The sequence below is a fragment of the Pseudomonas nitroreducens NBRC 12694 genome (assembly GCF_002091755.1).
GTDB classification, from domain to species: Bacteria; Pseudomonadota; Gammaproteobacteria; order Pseudomonadales; family Pseudomonadaceae; genus Pseudomonas; species Pseudomonas nitroreducens.
The window spans coordinates 68191-82896 of sequence record NZ_BDAI01000005.1 but is presented as its reverse complement, the minus strand read 5'-3'; the positions used below and the strand labels follow the sequence as shown (position 1 = coordinate 82896).

Here is a 14706-nt window from a genome sequence, read left to right as displayed (position 1 = left end):
TCTCGTAGGGTGTATAACGCGCCAGCGTCATACACCGCAGGAACGTCGCATAGCCCGTTCCAGGTTATGCGCGCTACGAAGAGCGATTACGCGCCCAGTTCGCGCACCAGCGAATCACGGGTGATCTCGCCGATGGTCTTGGTGCCAGTGAGCACCATGGCCACGCGCATTTCCTTCTCGAACAGGTCCAGCAAGTTCTTCACGCCGGCCTCGCCGTGGGTGGCCAGGGCGTAGAGGAAGGCGCGGCCAATGAGCACAGTGTCCGCGCCCAGGGCGATCATGCGCACCACATCCAGGCCGTTGCGGATGCCCGAGTCGGCGAGGATCTTCAGGTCGCCTTTCACCGCATCGGCAATCGCCGGCAGGGCGCGGGCGCTGGAGAGTACGCCGTCGAGCTGGCGGCCGCCGTGGTTGGAGACGACGATGCCGTCGGCGCCGAATTTCACCGCGTCCTTGGCATCTTCCGGATCGAGGATGCCCTTGATGATCATCGGGCCGTCCCAGAACTCGCGGATCCACTCCAGGTCCTTCCAGGAAATCGACGGGTCGAAGTTGGCGCCCAGCCAGCCGATATAGTCGGCAAGGCCGGTGGGGTTGCCGCGGTACTTGGAGATGTTGCCCAGATCATGGGGCTTGCCCAGCAGGCCGACGTCCAGTGCCCAGGCCGGGTGGGTCATAGCCTGCCAGACACGGCGCAGCGGCGCGTTCGGGCCGCTCATGCCGGAGTGGGCGTCGCGGTAGCGGGCGCCGGGCACCGGCATGTCGACGGTGAACACCAGGGTCTTCACACCGGCGGCCTTGGCGCGCTCCAGCGCGTTGCGCATGAAGCCGCGGTCCTTGAGCACGTAGAGCTGGAACCACATGGGGCGGTCGATGGCCGGGGCGACTTCCTCGATAGGGCAGACCGACACCGTGGACAGCGTGAAGGGAATGCCTTTGGCGGCCGCTGCGCGGGCTGCCTGTACTTCACCGCGCCGGGCGTACATGCCGGTCAGGCCGACCGGGGCCAGGGCGATGGGCATGCTCAACGTCTCGTCGAACAGCTTCGTCTCCAGGCTCAGTTCGGACATGTTCTTCAGCACGCGCTGGCGCAGGGCGATGCTGGCCAGGTCGTCGACGTTGTTGCGCAGGGTGCGCTCGGCGTAGGCGCCACCGTCGGCGTAGTGGAAGAGGAACGGCGGCAGCTTGCGTTGGGCCGCGGGGCGGTAGTCGGTAGAGGCAGAAATGATCATGGGCGTCCCATCGTTGAAGGTCTGTCGATTAAGGCGTCACGGTGACGGCAGGAACCCTGAACAAGCTAGACGCTTTGCCGGGCTTGTTGCAGCTATCGCGTGGCGCCTGGGCCGGCCGCCCCGCCGTTCTGTCTGTGAACGACGGGGCGGCGATGACTCCCTTAATGCACGAGCATGCCGGTGAAGATGTACGCCTGCGCGAGGGTGATCAGGCCCACCATGGCGGCGAACATCAGGCTGTGCTTGAGGGTGAAACGGAACAGGTCGGACTCCTTGCCGACCATGCCGGTGGCGGCGCAGGCCACGGCAATGGACTGCGGCGAGATCATCTTGCCGGTCACGCCACCGCTGGTGTTCGCCGCGACCAGGAGGGTGTCGTTGACGCCGATCTGGTGCGCGGTGGTGGCTTGCAGCGAGCTGAACAGCGCGTTGGAGGAGGTATCCGAACCGGTGAGGAACACGCCCAGCCAGCCGAGGAAAGGCGAGAAGAACGGGAACGCTGCGCCGGTGCCGGCCAGGACCAGCGCCAGGGTGGTGGACATGCCCGAGTAGTTGGTGACGAAGGCGAAGGCCAGCACCATGCCGATGGAGAGAATCGGCCACTTCAGCTCAAGCAGGGTTTCCTTGAAGGTGGTCAGACCAGTTTTCGCAGTGATCCGCAGAACAAGCATCGAGATCACGGCGGAGAGGAAGATCGCGGTGCCGGTGGCGGAAATCGGGTCCAGCTTGAACACGGCGGCAATCGGCGTCGGGTTGGCGACGATGGGGGCGGTTTTCACCACCAGTTGGTCCAGGTGCGGGATGGAGAAGTTGAACACCAGGCTATACAGCGCGCCGCCCGGCGCGAACAACGCCTTGAACGGCTTCAGGGTCCAGAGGGTGACCAGTACGGTCAGTATCAGGAAGGGCGACCAGGCTTTGAGGATTGCGCCGAAGCTGTAGGGCGACGGTTCGGTGCTGCGAGCGCCGTTGCCGCTGCCCATGACCGCCGCGCCACCTGCGGTAGCGACCACTGCACGCTCGCTGGCCGGCTGCCAGACCTTGAGGAACAGGGTCAGGGAAATCAGGCTGACCAGCGCGGAGGTGATGTCCGGCAGTTCCGGGCCGATGAAGTTGGAGGTGAAGTACTGAGTGATGGCGAAGCTGCCCCCGGCGACCAGGGCGGCCGGCCAGGTTTCCTTCACGCCCTTGAAGCCGTCCATCATGAACACCAGCCAGAACGGTACGAGGATCGACAGGAACGGCAATTGGCGGCCGGTCATGGCGCCGATCTTGAAGGCGTCGATACCGGTGACCTGGCCGGCCACGATGATCGGGATGCCCAGGGCGCCGAAGGCCACCGGCGCGGTGTTGGCGATCAGGCACAGGCCGGCAGCGTACAGCGGGTTGAAGCCCAGGCCGACGAGTAGGGCGGCAGTGATTGCCACCGGTGCGCCGAAGCCCGCCGCACCTTCAAGGAACGCGCCGAAGGAGAAGCCAATCAGCAGCACCTGCAGGCGCTGGTCGCCGGTGATCGACAGCACCGAGCTGCGGATCACTTCGAACTGGCCGCTCTTGACCGTGAGTTTGTAGAGGAACACCGCCGCGACGATGATCCAGGCGATCGGCCACAGGCCGTAGGCGAAGCCATAGCCGGCAGCGGCGATGGCCATGTCGGCGGGCATGCCGAAGGCGGCAATGGCGATGATGACGGAAAGGGCGAGGGTGATGCTGCCGGCGACGTGGCCCTTGAGGCGGAACACGGCGAGGGCGAGGAAGAAGAACACGATCGGGATGACGGCGACCAGCGCGGACAGGCCGAGGCTGCCGAGCGGGGTATAGATCTGCTGCCAGGTTTGCATCTGTGTTGGCTCCCTAATTGTTTTTGGGTGGAGGGCCTGGTTGCCGGTCGGGCGATTCCGGTGCGCTTGTGGCGCGTGGGCAGACGGTCGACTGATCGCGGCTTTATGTTGTGGTGCAATCCAGCTTGCGGTAAATTGGTATTACCAATTTACAAGGCTGAGCGCTCAGGGTAAAAGCCCTGCTGGCGACGTGTCAATTTGCTGCTCTGCGACTTTTGTCGAGGGCGCTCGGGAACGTGAGCTGGTCTTGTTGCCGGCGGCGCCACTGGGTAGGCTGCCGCGCGCTGTGCAGAGCGCGTCTGGAGCGCGGCTCAGAGTGAGAGAGCGAGGGGGTTCACGAAGATGAGTTTTGGTCAGGTCAAGCAGCGCCGTTTGTCGGACGACATCGTCGAGCGGCTGGAAGCGATGATCCTCGAGGGCACTCTCAAGGCCGGCGAGCGCTTGCCCGCCGAGCGCGTGCTGGCCGAGCAGTTCGGCGTGTCGCGGCCCTCACTGCGCGAGGCGATCCAGAAGCTCGGCGCCAAGGGGCTGCTGGTCAGTCGCCAGGGCGGAGGCAACTATGTCAGCGAGGGGTTGGGCTCCATGTTCAGCGATCCGCTGCTGCACCTGCTGGAAAGCAATCCGGAGGCACAGCGCGATCTGCTGGAGTTCCGCCACACCCTGGAAGGCTCCTGCGCCTATTACGCGGCGTTGCGTGCAACCGAGGTGGATCACCAGCGCCTGAAGCAGTCCTTCGATACGCTGCAGGATTGCTATCTGCGGGTGGGCAAGGTCAGTCGTGCGGAGGAGGGGGCGGCGGACGCGGCGTTCCATCTGGCCATCGCCGAGGCCAGCCACAACGCCGTGCTGCTGCACACCATTCGTGGCCTGTTCGATTTGCTCAAGCGCAATGTGGTGACCAATATCGGCGGGATGTACGCACAGCGTGACGAGACGCGCGAGCAACTGATGCGTCAGCACCGCGAGTTGTACGAGGCGATTATTGGCGGGCACGCGGAAGCGGCGCGGGAGATTTCCCAGCGGCATATCGACTACGTGCAGGAAGTGCTGGCCGAGGTGCAGGCGAAGGAATTGCGCCTGCAACGCGCGCAGCGACGCCAGGGCGCGGTGGACGCTTGACCGGCAACGCGCCCTCGCAGGAGGGCGCTTGGAGGCTCAGTCGTCCTTGCCGTGACGAATGGCGCGCTGGATTTCCCGGTCGGAGTCGCGCTCCTTCTCGGTGCCGCGCTTGTCGTACTCTTTCTTGCCCTTGGCCAGTGCGATCTCGCACTTGATCAGGTGCTTCTTCCAGTACATCGACAGCGCAACGCAGGCGTAGCCCTTCTGCTGCACGGCGCCGAACAGCTTGCCCAGCTCGCGCTTGTGCAGCAGCAGCTTGCGCGTGCGCACCGGGTCGGCGATGACGTGGGTGCTGGCAGTGGTCAGCGGCGTGATGTGACTGCCGAGCAGCCAGGCCTCGCCATCCTTGAGCAGCACGTAGCTGTCCACCAGCTGCGCCTTGCCGGCGCGCAGGCTTTTCACTTCCCAGCCGGCCAGGGCGATGCCTGCCTCGAAGCGCTGCTCGATGAAGTAGTCGTGCAGAGCCTTCTTGTTCTGCGCGATGGTCCCCGAAGGGTGTTTCTTCTGTTTAGCCATAGGCCGCGCATTATAGGGAGTCACTCGCCGCGCCGCTATCGGGACAGCATGCGACGGCATGCAAGCTTGAGGGTGCGTGGCTAATCTCGGAGAATGCGCGCTGTTTTTTTGATCAGAGGGCGCTGCTGTCCGGTCAGATGTCGGTCAGATGCCCCACAACACAAAGCGAGAAATCTATGAGCACGCATATCCAGCGTTCGGCCCTGCTGCCCTATCCGGCGAAGGCGCTGTACGACCTGGTCAACGATGTGGCGCGCTACCCGGAGTTCCTGCCCTGGTGTTCGGCTTCCACCGTACTGGCGGAAAGCGATACGGCCATGCGCGCCGAGCTGACCGTGGCCAAGGGCAGCATTACCCAGCGCTTCACCACCCGTAACGTGCTGGTGCCGGGGCAGAGCATCGAGATGAACCTCGAGGAGGGGCCGTTCACCCAGCTGCATGGCGTGTGGACCTTCAAGGCGCTGGGTGACAAGGCCTGCAAGATTTCCCTGGACCTGACCTTCGACTACGCCGGAGCGCTGGTGAAAGCCACGCTCGGCCCGCTGTTCACCCAGGCAGCGAACACCATGGTCGACGCCTTCTGCCAGCGTGCCAAGCAGCTGCATGGTTGAATCCGCGAGTATCGCCATCGAGGTGGTCTATGCCTTGCCGGAAAAGCAGATGCTGCTGCGCCTGAGTGTTCCCCGTGGCACTCGGATGCGCGAGGCGGTGGCGCTGTCGGATATTTCCGCTCATTTTCCCGATCTGGATGTGCAGAGCTGTCCGCTGGGCATCTTCGGCAAGGTAGTGGCCAGGCCCGACGAGCGCGTGCTGGAAGAAGGGGAGCGGGTAGAAATCTATCGCCCGCTGATCGCCGATCCCAAGGAAGTGCGCAAGCAGCGCGCGGCGAGAGCCAAGGCGGCGCGCGGCTGATACTTCGGTGACGAAACCACGGGCAACAAAAAAGCCCGGCATTGGCCGGGCTTTTTTGTTGGCACGAATCCCTTACTGCGGATTCTTGTCCAGCGGTTCCGGAGTCGGGATCGGTACGGTTTCCACCTGATCGACTTCCTTCTGGATCTGCTCTTCCACGGAGCCGGGCTTGGCCGGTTGCTCCTTGGGTTGCTCGGGCTGCTGCTGAGGCGCTTCCGGGGCCAGTGGCGGGGTGACGCCGTCCTTGCCGAGGATCGATTCGTCGCGACTGACGCCAGGCATGAAGTCACCGTTCAGGCCGACCAACTGGTCGTTCTGGCCGAAATACAGGCTCATCCGCTCCTGCTGGCGCTGACCGCCGCCGGGCTGGATGCTGTACAGGTAATCCCAGCGATTGGGGTGGAAAGTATCCACGATCAACGGGTTGCCCATGATAAACCGCACTTGGCGTCGGGTCATTCCGGGCTTCAACTGGTCTATCATATCCTGCGTTACAACGTTGCCCTGCTGGATATCGATCTTGTAGACCCCCGGGAACGAGCAACCGGCGAGTGCGGCGAGTCCCAGCCCGAAAGCGAGACTGGTCAGCATGAGCTTGGCGTTTTGCATCAAGGGGTGACTTCCACTATCTTGGCTGAGCGACGAAATCCCGATCATACCTGTATTGAGGGGTGCTGCGAAGCATTCCGCGGCGAGAAAGCACACATGGTTGAAAATAGCGAACTGCGCAAAGCCGGACTCAAGGTCACGCTGCCGCGCGTCAAGATCCTCCAGATGCTCGACTCCGCCGAGCAGCGCCATATGAGCGCAGAGGATGTTTACAAGGCGCTGATGGAGGCGGGTGAAGACGTCGGTCTGGCCACCGTCTACCGCGTCCTGACCCAGTTCGAAGCCGCCGGCCTGGTGGTGCGCCACAACTTCGACGGCGGCCATGCCGTCTTCGAGCTGGCCGACAGCGGTCACCATGACCACATGGTCTGCGTCGACACCGGCGAAGTCATCGAGTTCATGGACTCTGAAATCGAGAAACGCCAGAAAGAGATCGTCAAGGAGCGCGGCTTCGAGCTCGTCGATCACAACCTGGTGCTCTACGTGCGCAAGAAGAAGTAAGCGTACGCAGATGCAGAAACGGCGACCCTCGGGTCGCCGTTTTCGTTTGTGCTCGCTCCTTCCAAGAAAGGGGTCAATCCTGCACGGCGGAGTCCACCATCTTGCGCGCGTGGGCCAGGGACTCCTTGGTCAGGTCGACGCCGCCGAGCATGCGGGCGACTTCCTCGATGCGTTCGGCTTTTTTCAGGTTGGCCACGGCGGTGCGGGTTTCGCTGGTGTCGCGGTCCTTGTGCACGAACAGGTGCTGGTGGCCCTGTGCGGCGACCTGCGGCAGGTGGGTGACGGTCAGCACCTGGCCGCGATCGCCGAGGCGGCGCAGCAACTGGCCGACCACTTCGGCGGTGGGGCCACCGATGCCAACGTCCACCTCGTCGAAGACCAGGGTGGGAATGCGCGAGGTCTGCGCGGTGATCACCTGGATGGCCAGGCTGATGCGCGACAGCTCACCGCCCGAGGCGACTTTCGCCAGGCCTTTCATGGGTTGGCCGGGGTTGGCGCTGACCAGGAATTCCAGCTGTTCCAGGCCGTTCACCTGAGGCTCATCGGAGGTGGCGTCGCGCAAATCGATGGAGAAGCGGCCCCCAGGCATCCCCAGGCGCTGCATTTCCACTTCCACGGCCTTGGCCAGTTGTGGTGCGGCGGCGCGACGAAGTTGGCTGAGCTCTGCAGCTTTCTCCTGGTAATGACGAGCGTAGGCGGCGAGCTCTTCGCCCAGGCGGTCGACGGCTTCGTCGTCGGCATTCAGCGCTTCCAGCTCGTCCAGCAGGCGTTGTTGCAGATCCTGTAGTTCGTGGGGCTGCACGCGGTGCTTGCGGGCGAGGCTATAGATAGCATCCATGCGCTCTTCCAGCTGCTGCAGGCGCAGGGGGTCGGCGTCGAAGTGGTCGACGAAACGGTTCAGTTCGCCGATAGCTTCCTCCACCTGTATTTGCGCGCTGGACAGCAGGTTCACCGCTTCGCTCAAGGCGATTGGCTGGCTCTGGAAGGCGGTGAGCCGATTGAGACTGGAAGTCAGCGCCGACAGCACATTGCCGGCGTCGTTTTCGCTGCACAGTTCGACCACCTGGCGGCAGGCGGCGATCAGGCTGCCGGCGTTGCTCTGGGTCTTGTGTTCGGCTTCCAGAGCCTCCAGTTCATTGTCACCCAGGCCGAGATTCTCCAGTTCTTCCAGCTGATAGCTGAGCAACTGATGACGAGCGCGCTGTTCGTCACCGTTGCGTGACAGGCGGTCCAGTTCCTGGTGGGTCTGCTTCCAGCGTTGCGCGGCGAGGTGCACCTGGCGCGCCAGATCCTGGCTGCCGGCAAATTCGTCGAGCAGGCGGCGGTGGGTATCGGCCTTGAGCAGCGACTGGTGTTCGTGCTGGCTGTGGATGTCGATCAGCAGTTCGCCCAGGTGCTTGAGGTCACCGAGTGGGCAGGGTGTGCCATTGATGTAGGCGCGGGAGCGACCTTCGGCGGTGATCACCCGGCGCAGGATGCACGGGCCATCCTGTTCCAGGTCGCGCTCTGCGAGCCAGTCGCGGGCTTCGGCAATCGCGCTGACATCGAAGCTGGCGAGAATGTCGGCCTTGTCGCAGCCGGGGCGTACCACGCCGCTGTCGGCACGGTCGCCCAGGGCAAGGCCGAGGGCGTCGAGCATGATCGACTTGCCGGCGCCGGTTTCGCCGGTGATCACGGTCATGCCGGCGGCGAGCTCGAGATCGAGGTGCTCGACGATGGCGTAATTGTGAACGGACAGATGAACCAACATGGGCGGCGGCTCCGCAAAGATGTCTGTTTATTTATACAGTATTTTTTGCGGCTGGCAATTCTCCCTCGTCGCTTGCTGGTTGGTCCCTGAAGTCCAAGCCCTTGAAGTAAAAAAAAAGCGCCCCATATACACGCCAGAGCCGCGGACCATTGGGTTCGCCTTGTTTTCAAAGGCTTATTTTCTTTTTAGGAGAGTGGCATGTCTGACGAACAACAGACTCAGGATTCCCAGTTCAACGAGCAGCCCGAAGCCGGCGCTACCGGGGATCTGAACGCCCGCGTGCTGGAGCTGGAAGAACAGGTGGCGGCGGCGAAGGACCAGAGCCTGCGCGCTGTTGCCGAGCTGCAGAACGTCCGCCGCCGTGCCGAGCAGGACGTGGAGAAGGCGCACAAGTTCGCGTTGGAGAAATTCGCCGGCGACTTGCTGCCGATCGTCGATACCCTCGAGCGGGCGCTGGAGATGTCGAACCCGGAAGACGAAGCGATCAAGCCGATGCGCGAAGGCATCGAGCTGACGCTGAAGATGTTCCACGACACGCTGGTGCGCTACAACCTTGAGCCGGTCGACCCGCACGGCGAGCCGTTCAACCCCGAGCACCACCAGGCAATGGCCATGGAAGAGAGCATCCGCCTCGAGCCGGGCAGTGTGGTCAAGGTGTTCCAGAAGGGCTACCTGCTCAACGGTCGCCTGCTGCGCCCGGCCATGGTCGTGGTCAGCAAGGCGCCGGAACAAACTCCGCCTTCGATCGACGAGAAGGCTTGAAATCCATCACCCGGTCCCCATCTGGGTAATCAACCGAGCCAAAGACCCGCAACAGGGTCAGCGCGGAATCTAATTTCTGGAGAGTGAATTATGGGCAAAATCATTGGTATCGACCTGGGGACCACCAACTCCTGTGTGTCCATCCTGGAGAACGGTAACGTCAAGGTCATCGAGAACGCCGAAGGCGCTCGTACCACCCCGTCGATCATTGGCTACGCCAACGATGGCGAAATCCTCGTAGGTCAGCCGGCGAAGCGCCAGGCTGTGACCAACCCGAAGAACACTTTGTATGCGGTCAAGCGTCTGATCGGCCGTCGCTTCGAAGAAGATGTCGTACAGAAAGACATCAAGATGGTGCCTTACAACATCGTCAAGGCTGACAACGGCGATGCGTGGGTCGAGGCCAAGGGCCAGAAGATGGCTCCGCCGCAGGTCTCCGCCGAAGTCCTGAAGAAGATGAAGAAGACTGCCGAGGACTACCTGGGCGAGCCGGTCACCGAAGCGGTCATTACCGTCCCGGCCTACTTCAACGACAGCCAGCGTCAGGCCACCAAGGATGCCGGCCGCATTGCCGGTCTGGACGTCAAGCGCATCATCAACGAGCCGACCGCGGCTGCGCTGGCCTATGGCCTGGACAAGGCCAAGGGCGACCACACCATCATTGTCTATGACCTGGGTGGCGGTACCTTCGACGTTTCCGTGATCGAAATTGCCGAAGTCGACGGCGAGCACCAGTTCGAAGTGCTGGCCACCAACGGCGACACCTTCCTGGGTGGTGAAGACTTCGACCTGCGCCTGATCGACTACCTCGTCGAGGAGTTCAAGAAAGAATCCGGCATGGACCTCAAGGGCGACCCGCTGGCCATGCAGCGCCTGAAGGAAGCTGCCGAGAAGGCCAAGATCGAGCTGTCCTCGACCCAGCAGACCGACGTCAACCTGCCGTACGTCACCGCTGACGCTTCCGGCCCGAAACACCTGAACGTCAAGGTGTCCCGCGCCAAGCTGGAATCCCTGGTGGAAGATCTGGTTGCTCGCACCATCGAGCCGTGCCGCGTTGCGCTGAAAGATGCGGGCCTCGATGTCTCGAAGATCGACGAAGTGATCCTGGTCGGCGGTCAGACCCGCATGCCGCTGGTGCAGAAGACCGTTGCCGAGTTCTTCGGCAAGGAAGCGCGCAAGGACGTCAACCCGGACGAAGCCGTTGCCATGGGGGCTGCCATCCAGGGCGCCGTGCTGGCTGGCGACGTGAAGGACGTGCTGCTGCTCGACGTCACCCCGCTCACCCTGGGTATCGAAACCCTCGGTGGCGTGATGACCGCGCTGATCGACAAGAACACCACCATCCCGACCAAGAAGTCGCAGGTGTTCTCCACTGCCGATGACAACCAGGGCGCCGTGACCATCCACGTGCTGCAGGGCGAGCGCAAGCAAGCCGCGCAGAACAAGTCGCTGGGCAAGTTCGACCTGGCCGACATCCCGCCGGCTCCGCGCGGCGTGCCGCAGATCGAAGTGACCTTCGACATCGACGCCAACGGCATCCTGCACGTCGGTGCCAAGGACAAGGCTACCGGCAAGCAGCAGTCCATCGTGATCAAGGCTTCCTCCGGTCTGTCCGAGGACGAGATCCAGCAGATGGTCCGCGACGCCGAGGCGAATGCCGAGGAAGACCGCAAGTTCGAGGAGCTGGCCGCTGCCCGCAACCAGGGTGACGCGCTGGTCCATGCGACTCGCAAGATGGTTACCGAGGCTGGCGACAAGGCCACTGCCGAGGAGAAGGCTGCCATCGAGAAGGCTCTCGGCGAGCTGGAAGTGGCCGTGAAAGGCGACGACAAGGCCGAGATCGAAGCGAAGATGAACGCGCTGTCCCAGGCGTCCACTCCGCTGGCGCAGAAGATGTACGCCGAACAGCCGCAGCCGGGTGCTGCCGCTCAGGGCGAGGCCGCTGACGACAAGGCTGGCGACGACGTCGTCGACGCCGAGTTCGAAGAGGTCAAGGAGAACAAGTAAGCCGCGTGCTTGCTTCCGCTCCGGCGCACCGACCAGCGTGTCGGTGCGCATGAAACGTCACGCGGGGGCTTGCTCCCGCGTTGGCGTGTCTGGGGGAACGGTTTTTAGAGTGCAGGAAAGTTATGGCCAAACGTGATTTTTACGAGGTACTGGGTGTCGAGCGCGGCGCCAGCGAAGCGGACCTGAAGAAGGCCTATCGCCGGCTCGCCATGAAGTTCCACCCGGACCGCAATCCCGGCGACAAGGAGGCCGAGGATAAATTCAAGGAGGCCAACGAGGCGTACGAGGTCCTGTCCGACGCCAGCAAACGTGCGGCCTACGATCAGTACGGCCATGCCGGTGTCGATCCGCAGATGGGTGGCGGCGGTGCAGGCTTTGGTGGCGCAAGCTTCTCGGACATCTTCGGTGATGTCTTCAGTGACTTCTTCGGTGGTGGTGGCGGCCGCGGCGGCTCTCGCGGCGGCCCGGCCCGTGGCGCGGACCTGCGCTACACCCTCGACTTGGACCTGGAAGACGCGGTGCGCGGCACTACCGTGACCATCCGCGTTCCGACCCTGGTCGGCTGCAAGACCTGCAGCGGGAGTGGCGCCAAGCCCGGCACTACGCCGGTCACCTGTACCACCTGCGGTGGTATCGGCCAGGTGCGCATGCAGCAGGGCTTCTTCTCGGTGCAGCAGACCTGCCCGCGCTGCCATGGCAGCGGCAAGATGATCACCGACCCTTGTGGCTCCTGCCACGGCCAGGGTCGTGTGGAAGAGCACAAGACCCTGTCGGTGAAAGTGCCGGCCGGCGTCGATACCGGTGACCGCATCCGCCTGACCGGCGAAGGCGAGGCCGGCGCCCACGGTGGCCCGGCGGGCGATCTGTATGTGGTGGTGAACGTGCGTGAGCACGACATCTTCCAGCGTGACGGCAAGCACCTGTACTGCGAAGTGCCGATCAGCTTCGCCGATGCTGCCCTGGGTGGCGAGCTGGAAGTGCCGACCCTGGATGGACGCGTGAAGCTGAAGATCCCCGAAGGCACCCAGACCGGCAAGCTGTTCCGTCTGCGCGGTAAGGGCGTTGCCCCGGTGCGCGGCGGCGGTGCCGGCGACCTGATGTGTCGCGTGGTGGTGGAGACGCCAGTGCAGCTGGACAAGCGTCAGCGCGAGCTGCTCGAAGAGTTCCGTGGCACCCTGCAGGGCAACTCCTCCAATTCGCCCAAGGCCAGTGGCTGGTTCGAGGGCATGAAGCGCTTCTTCGACGATCTGTGATACAGGGCCCCGGCGGTGCGAATCGCCCGGGGCCTTTTTAGCTTGGAGCTGTTTTATATGCGACGTATAGCTGTAATGGGCGCCGCCGGGCGCATGGGCAAGACCCTGATCGAGGCCGTGCAGCAGACTGGCGGCAGCGCTGGCCTGACTGCTGCGGTAGACCGCCCGGACAGCACCCTGGTGGGCGCCGACGCGGGCGAGCTGGCCGGCCTGGGCCGTATCGGTGTGCCGCTGTCGGGCGACCTGGCCAAGGTGGTCGACGAGTTCGATGTGCTGATCGACTTCACTCATCCGACCGTGACCCTGAAGAACCTGGAAGTCTGCCGCAAGGCCGGCAAGGCCATGGTCATCGGCACCACGGGCTTTTCCGCGGCCGAGAAGGAGCTGCTGAACGAAGCGGCGAAGGACATCCCGATCGTCTTCGCAGCCAACTACAGCGTGGGCGTGAACCTCTGCCTGAAGCTACTCGATACCGCCGCCCGCGTGCTGGGTGACGATGTGGATATCGAGATCCTCGAGGCGCATCACCGTCACAAGGTCGACGCGCCCTCCGGCACCGCGCTGCGCATGGGGGAAGTGGTTGCCAACGCCCTGGGCCGTGATCTCGAGAAGGTGGCTGTCTACGGTCGTGAAGGTCAGACCGGCGCTCGTTCGCGCGAGACCATCGGTTTTGCCACCGTACGTGCCGGCGACGTGGTGGGCGACCACACCGTGCTGTTCGCCGCGGATGGCGAGCGCGTGGAAATCACCCACAAGGCCTCGAGCCGCATGACCTTTGCTCGTGGCGCCGTGCGTGCCGCGCAATGGCTGGAAGGGCAGGCCAGCGGCCTGTACGACATGCAGGACGTACTTGGCCTTCGCTGAGTGGCATGGCCGTACGTCGTGCAAAAGGTGGACCATGATGTCGCATTTCTGTAAACTACAGCTTTAGTGTGTCCACTAAAAGCAGCGCAGCATGAATCACATAAAAAGCGGGATGACTTCTTCTGATGTCATCCCGCTTTTTTACAATCTGCGCACGCCCAGCCAGGCTTGAACTACGGGAGGTCTTCTTGACTAAGCCAGCCATACTTGCACTTGCCGACGGCAGCGTTTTTCGCGGTGAAGCCATCGGCGCCGACGGCCAGACCGTCGGAGAGGTGGTGTTCAACACCGCCATGACCGGCTACCAGGAAATCCTTACCGATCCTTCCTACGCCCAACAGATCGTCACCCTGACCTACCCGCACATCGGTAACACCGGCACCACGCCCGAAGACGCCGAGTCGAACAAGGTCTGGGCCGCCGGCCTGATCATTCGCGACCTGCCGCTGCTGTCCAGCAGTTGGCGCGACAAGCAGTCCCTGCCGGACTACCTGAAAGAGAACGGCACCGTTGCCATCGCTGGCATCGACACCCGCCGCCTGACCCGCATCCTGCGCGAGAAAGGTTCGCAGAACGGCTGCATCCTGGTCGGCGACGACGCCACCGAGGAAAAAGCTCTCGAACTGGCACGCGGCTTCCCGGGCCTGAAGGGCATGGACCTGGCGAAAGTCGTGTCCTCCACCGAGAAGTACGAGTGGCGCTCCAGCGTCTGGAACCTGGAAACCGACAGCCACCCGGAAATCGCCGCCGCCGACCTGCCGTACCACGTGGTCGCCTACGACTTCGGCGTGAAGCTGAACATCCTGCGCATGCTGGTCGCCCGCGGCTGCCGCCTGACCGTGGTGCCGGCGCAGACCCCGGCGAGCGAAGTGCTGGCCCTGAACCCGGACGGCATCTTCCTCTCCAACGGCCCTGGCGACCCCGAGCCGTGCGACTACGCCATCCAGGCCATCCGCGAGTTCCTCGACACCGAGACGCCGATCTTCGGCATCTGCCTGGGGCACCAACTGCTGGCCCTGGCTTCCGGCGCGAAAACCGTGAAGATGGGCCACGGCCACCATGGCGCCAACCACCCGGTGCAGGACCTGGATTCGGGTGTGGTGATGATCACCAGCCAGAACCACGGTTTTGCCGTGGACGAGGCAAGCATGCCGGCCAACCTGCGCGCTACCCACAAGTCGCTGTTCGACGGCACCCTGCAGGGCGTCGAGCGTACCGATAAAGTGGCCTTCAGCTTCCAGGGCCACCCGGAAGCCAGCCCCGGCCCGCACGACGTTGCCCCGCTGTTCGACCGCTTCATCGCGGCGATGGCCGAGCGCCGCTGAGTCCGAGCTCGAAGA

The 14706-nt window shown here is 63.5% G+C and carries 14 protein-coding genes; 9 read left to right on the top strand and 5 right to left on the bottom strand.

Features of this window, described 5'->3' with window-relative positions; genetic code table 11:
- Positions 1–86 precede the first annotated feature (86 nt).
- Positions 87–1232 carry an FMN-dependent L-lactate dehydrogenase LldD gene (gene lldD, locus PNI01S_RS15200; RefSeq protein WP_024764816.1) on the bottom strand — a complete coding sequence of 382 codons (1146 nt, stop codon included), beginning with the start codon at positions 1230–1232 and terminating at the stop codon, positions 87–89.
- 161 nt (positions 1233–1393) lie between these two features.
- The gene (locus PNI01S_RS15195; protein ID WP_084358522.1) at positions 1394–3073 is read right to left on the bottom strand and encodes a lactate permease LctP family transporter; all 1680 of its coding nucleotides are present in this window, start codon (positions 3071–3073) and stop codon (positions 1394–1396) included.
- Between the two features lie 342 nt (positions 3074–3415).
- Between PNI01S_RS15195 and PNI01S_RS15190 the strand changes: the two genes are divergently transcribed.
- A complete protein-coding gene (locus tag PNI01S_RS15190; protein ID WP_024765303.1) occupies positions 3416–4192 on the top strand; it encodes an FCD domain-containing protein in 777 nt (258 codons plus the stop codon).
- 36 nt (positions 4193–4228) lie between these two features.
- Here the strand turns inward: PNI01S_RS15190 and smpB are convergent, their stop codons facing one another.
- The gene (smpB, locus tag PNI01S_RS15185; protein WP_024765304.1) at positions 4229–4708 is read right to left on the bottom strand and encodes an SsrA-binding protein SmpB; all 480 of its coding nucleotides are present in this window, start codon (positions 4706–4708) and stop codon (positions 4229–4231) included.
- 176 nt (positions 4709–4884) lie between these two features.
- On the opposite strand from smpB, the gene PNI01S_RS15180 reads away from it, so the two are divergent.
- Positions 4885–5319 (top strand): type II toxin-antitoxin system RatA family toxin, encoded by a 435-nt coding sequence (locus PNI01S_RS15180; RefSeq protein WP_024765305.1) that lies wholly within the window; start codon positions 4885–4887, stop codon positions 5317–5319.
- Positions 5312–5620: an RnfH family protein gene (locus PNI01S_RS15175; RefSeq protein ID WP_024765306.1), complete on the top strand. Its 309-nt coding sequence runs from the start codon at positions 5312–5314 to the stop codon at positions 5618–5620. Before PNI01S_RS15180 ends, PNI01S_RS15175 begins: the two co-directional genes overlap by 8 nt.
- Before the next feature lie 72 nt (positions 5621–5692).
- Here PNI01S_RS15175 and PNI01S_RS15170 read toward each other — a convergent pair whose 3' ends face one another.
- Entirely contained in the window at positions 5693–6229 is a 537-nt protein-coding gene (locus PNI01S_RS15170; protein ID WP_024765307.1) for an outer membrane protein assembly factor BamE, read from the bottom strand.
- 96 nt (positions 6230–6325) lie between these two features.
- Between PNI01S_RS15170 and fur the strand changes: the two genes are divergently transcribed.
- Positions 6326–6730 (top strand): ferric iron uptake transcriptional regulator, encoded by a 405-nt coding sequence (gene fur / locus PNI01S_RS15165; RefSeq protein WP_009613072.1) that lies wholly within the window; start codon positions 6326–6328, stop codon positions 6728–6730.
- 73 nt (positions 6731–6803) lie between these two features.
- On the opposite strand, the gene recN is transcribed toward fur, so the two are convergent.
- Positions 6804–8480, bottom strand: coding sequence for a DNA repair protein RecN (gene recN / locus PNI01S_RS15160; RefSeq protein ID WP_037014362.1), 1677 nt, complete (start codon positions 8478–8480; stop codon positions 6804–6806).
- Positions 8481–8678: 198 nt separating this feature from the next.
- On the opposite strand from recN, the gene grpE reads away from it, so the two are divergent.
- The 5 genes from grpE (at position 8679) to carA (ending at position 14691) form a co-directional block, all read left to right on the top strand.
- The gene (grpE, locus tag PNI01S_RS15155) at positions 8679–9242 is read left to right on the top strand and encodes a nucleotide exchange factor GrpE (RefSeq protein ID WP_024765309.1); all 564 of its coding nucleotides are present in this window, start codon (positions 8679–8681) and stop codon (positions 9240–9242) included.
- Between the two features lie 90 nt (positions 9243–9332).
- Positions 9333–11249: a molecular chaperone DnaK gene (gene dnaK / locus PNI01S_RS15150; RefSeq protein WP_084358521.1), complete on the top strand. Its 1917-nt coding sequence runs from the start codon at positions 9333–9335 to the stop codon at positions 11247–11249.
- A 122-nt stretch (positions 11250–11371) separates the two neighbouring features.
- The gene (dnaJ, locus tag PNI01S_RS15145; RefSeq protein WP_038803372.1) at positions 11372–12502 is read left to right on the top strand and encodes a molecular chaperone DnaJ; all 1131 of its coding nucleotides are present in this window, start codon (positions 11372–11374) and stop codon (positions 12500–12502) included.
- A 57-nt stretch (positions 12503–12559) separates the two neighbouring features.
- Positions 12560–13366 (top strand): 4-hydroxy-tetrahydrodipicolinate reductase, encoded by an 807-nt coding sequence (dapB, locus tag PNI01S_RS15140; protein ID WP_024765311.1) that lies wholly within the window; start codon positions 12560–12562, stop codon positions 13364–13366.
- Positions 13367–13554: 188 nt separating this feature from the next.
- The gene (gene carA, locus PNI01S_RS15135) at positions 13555–14691 is read left to right on the top strand and encodes a glutamine-hydrolyzing carbamoyl-phosphate synthase small subunit (RefSeq protein ID WP_024765312.1); all 1137 of its coding nucleotides are present in this window, start codon (positions 13555–13557) and stop codon (positions 14689–14691) included.
- The last annotated feature ends 15 nt before the right edge of the window (positions 14692–14706 follow it).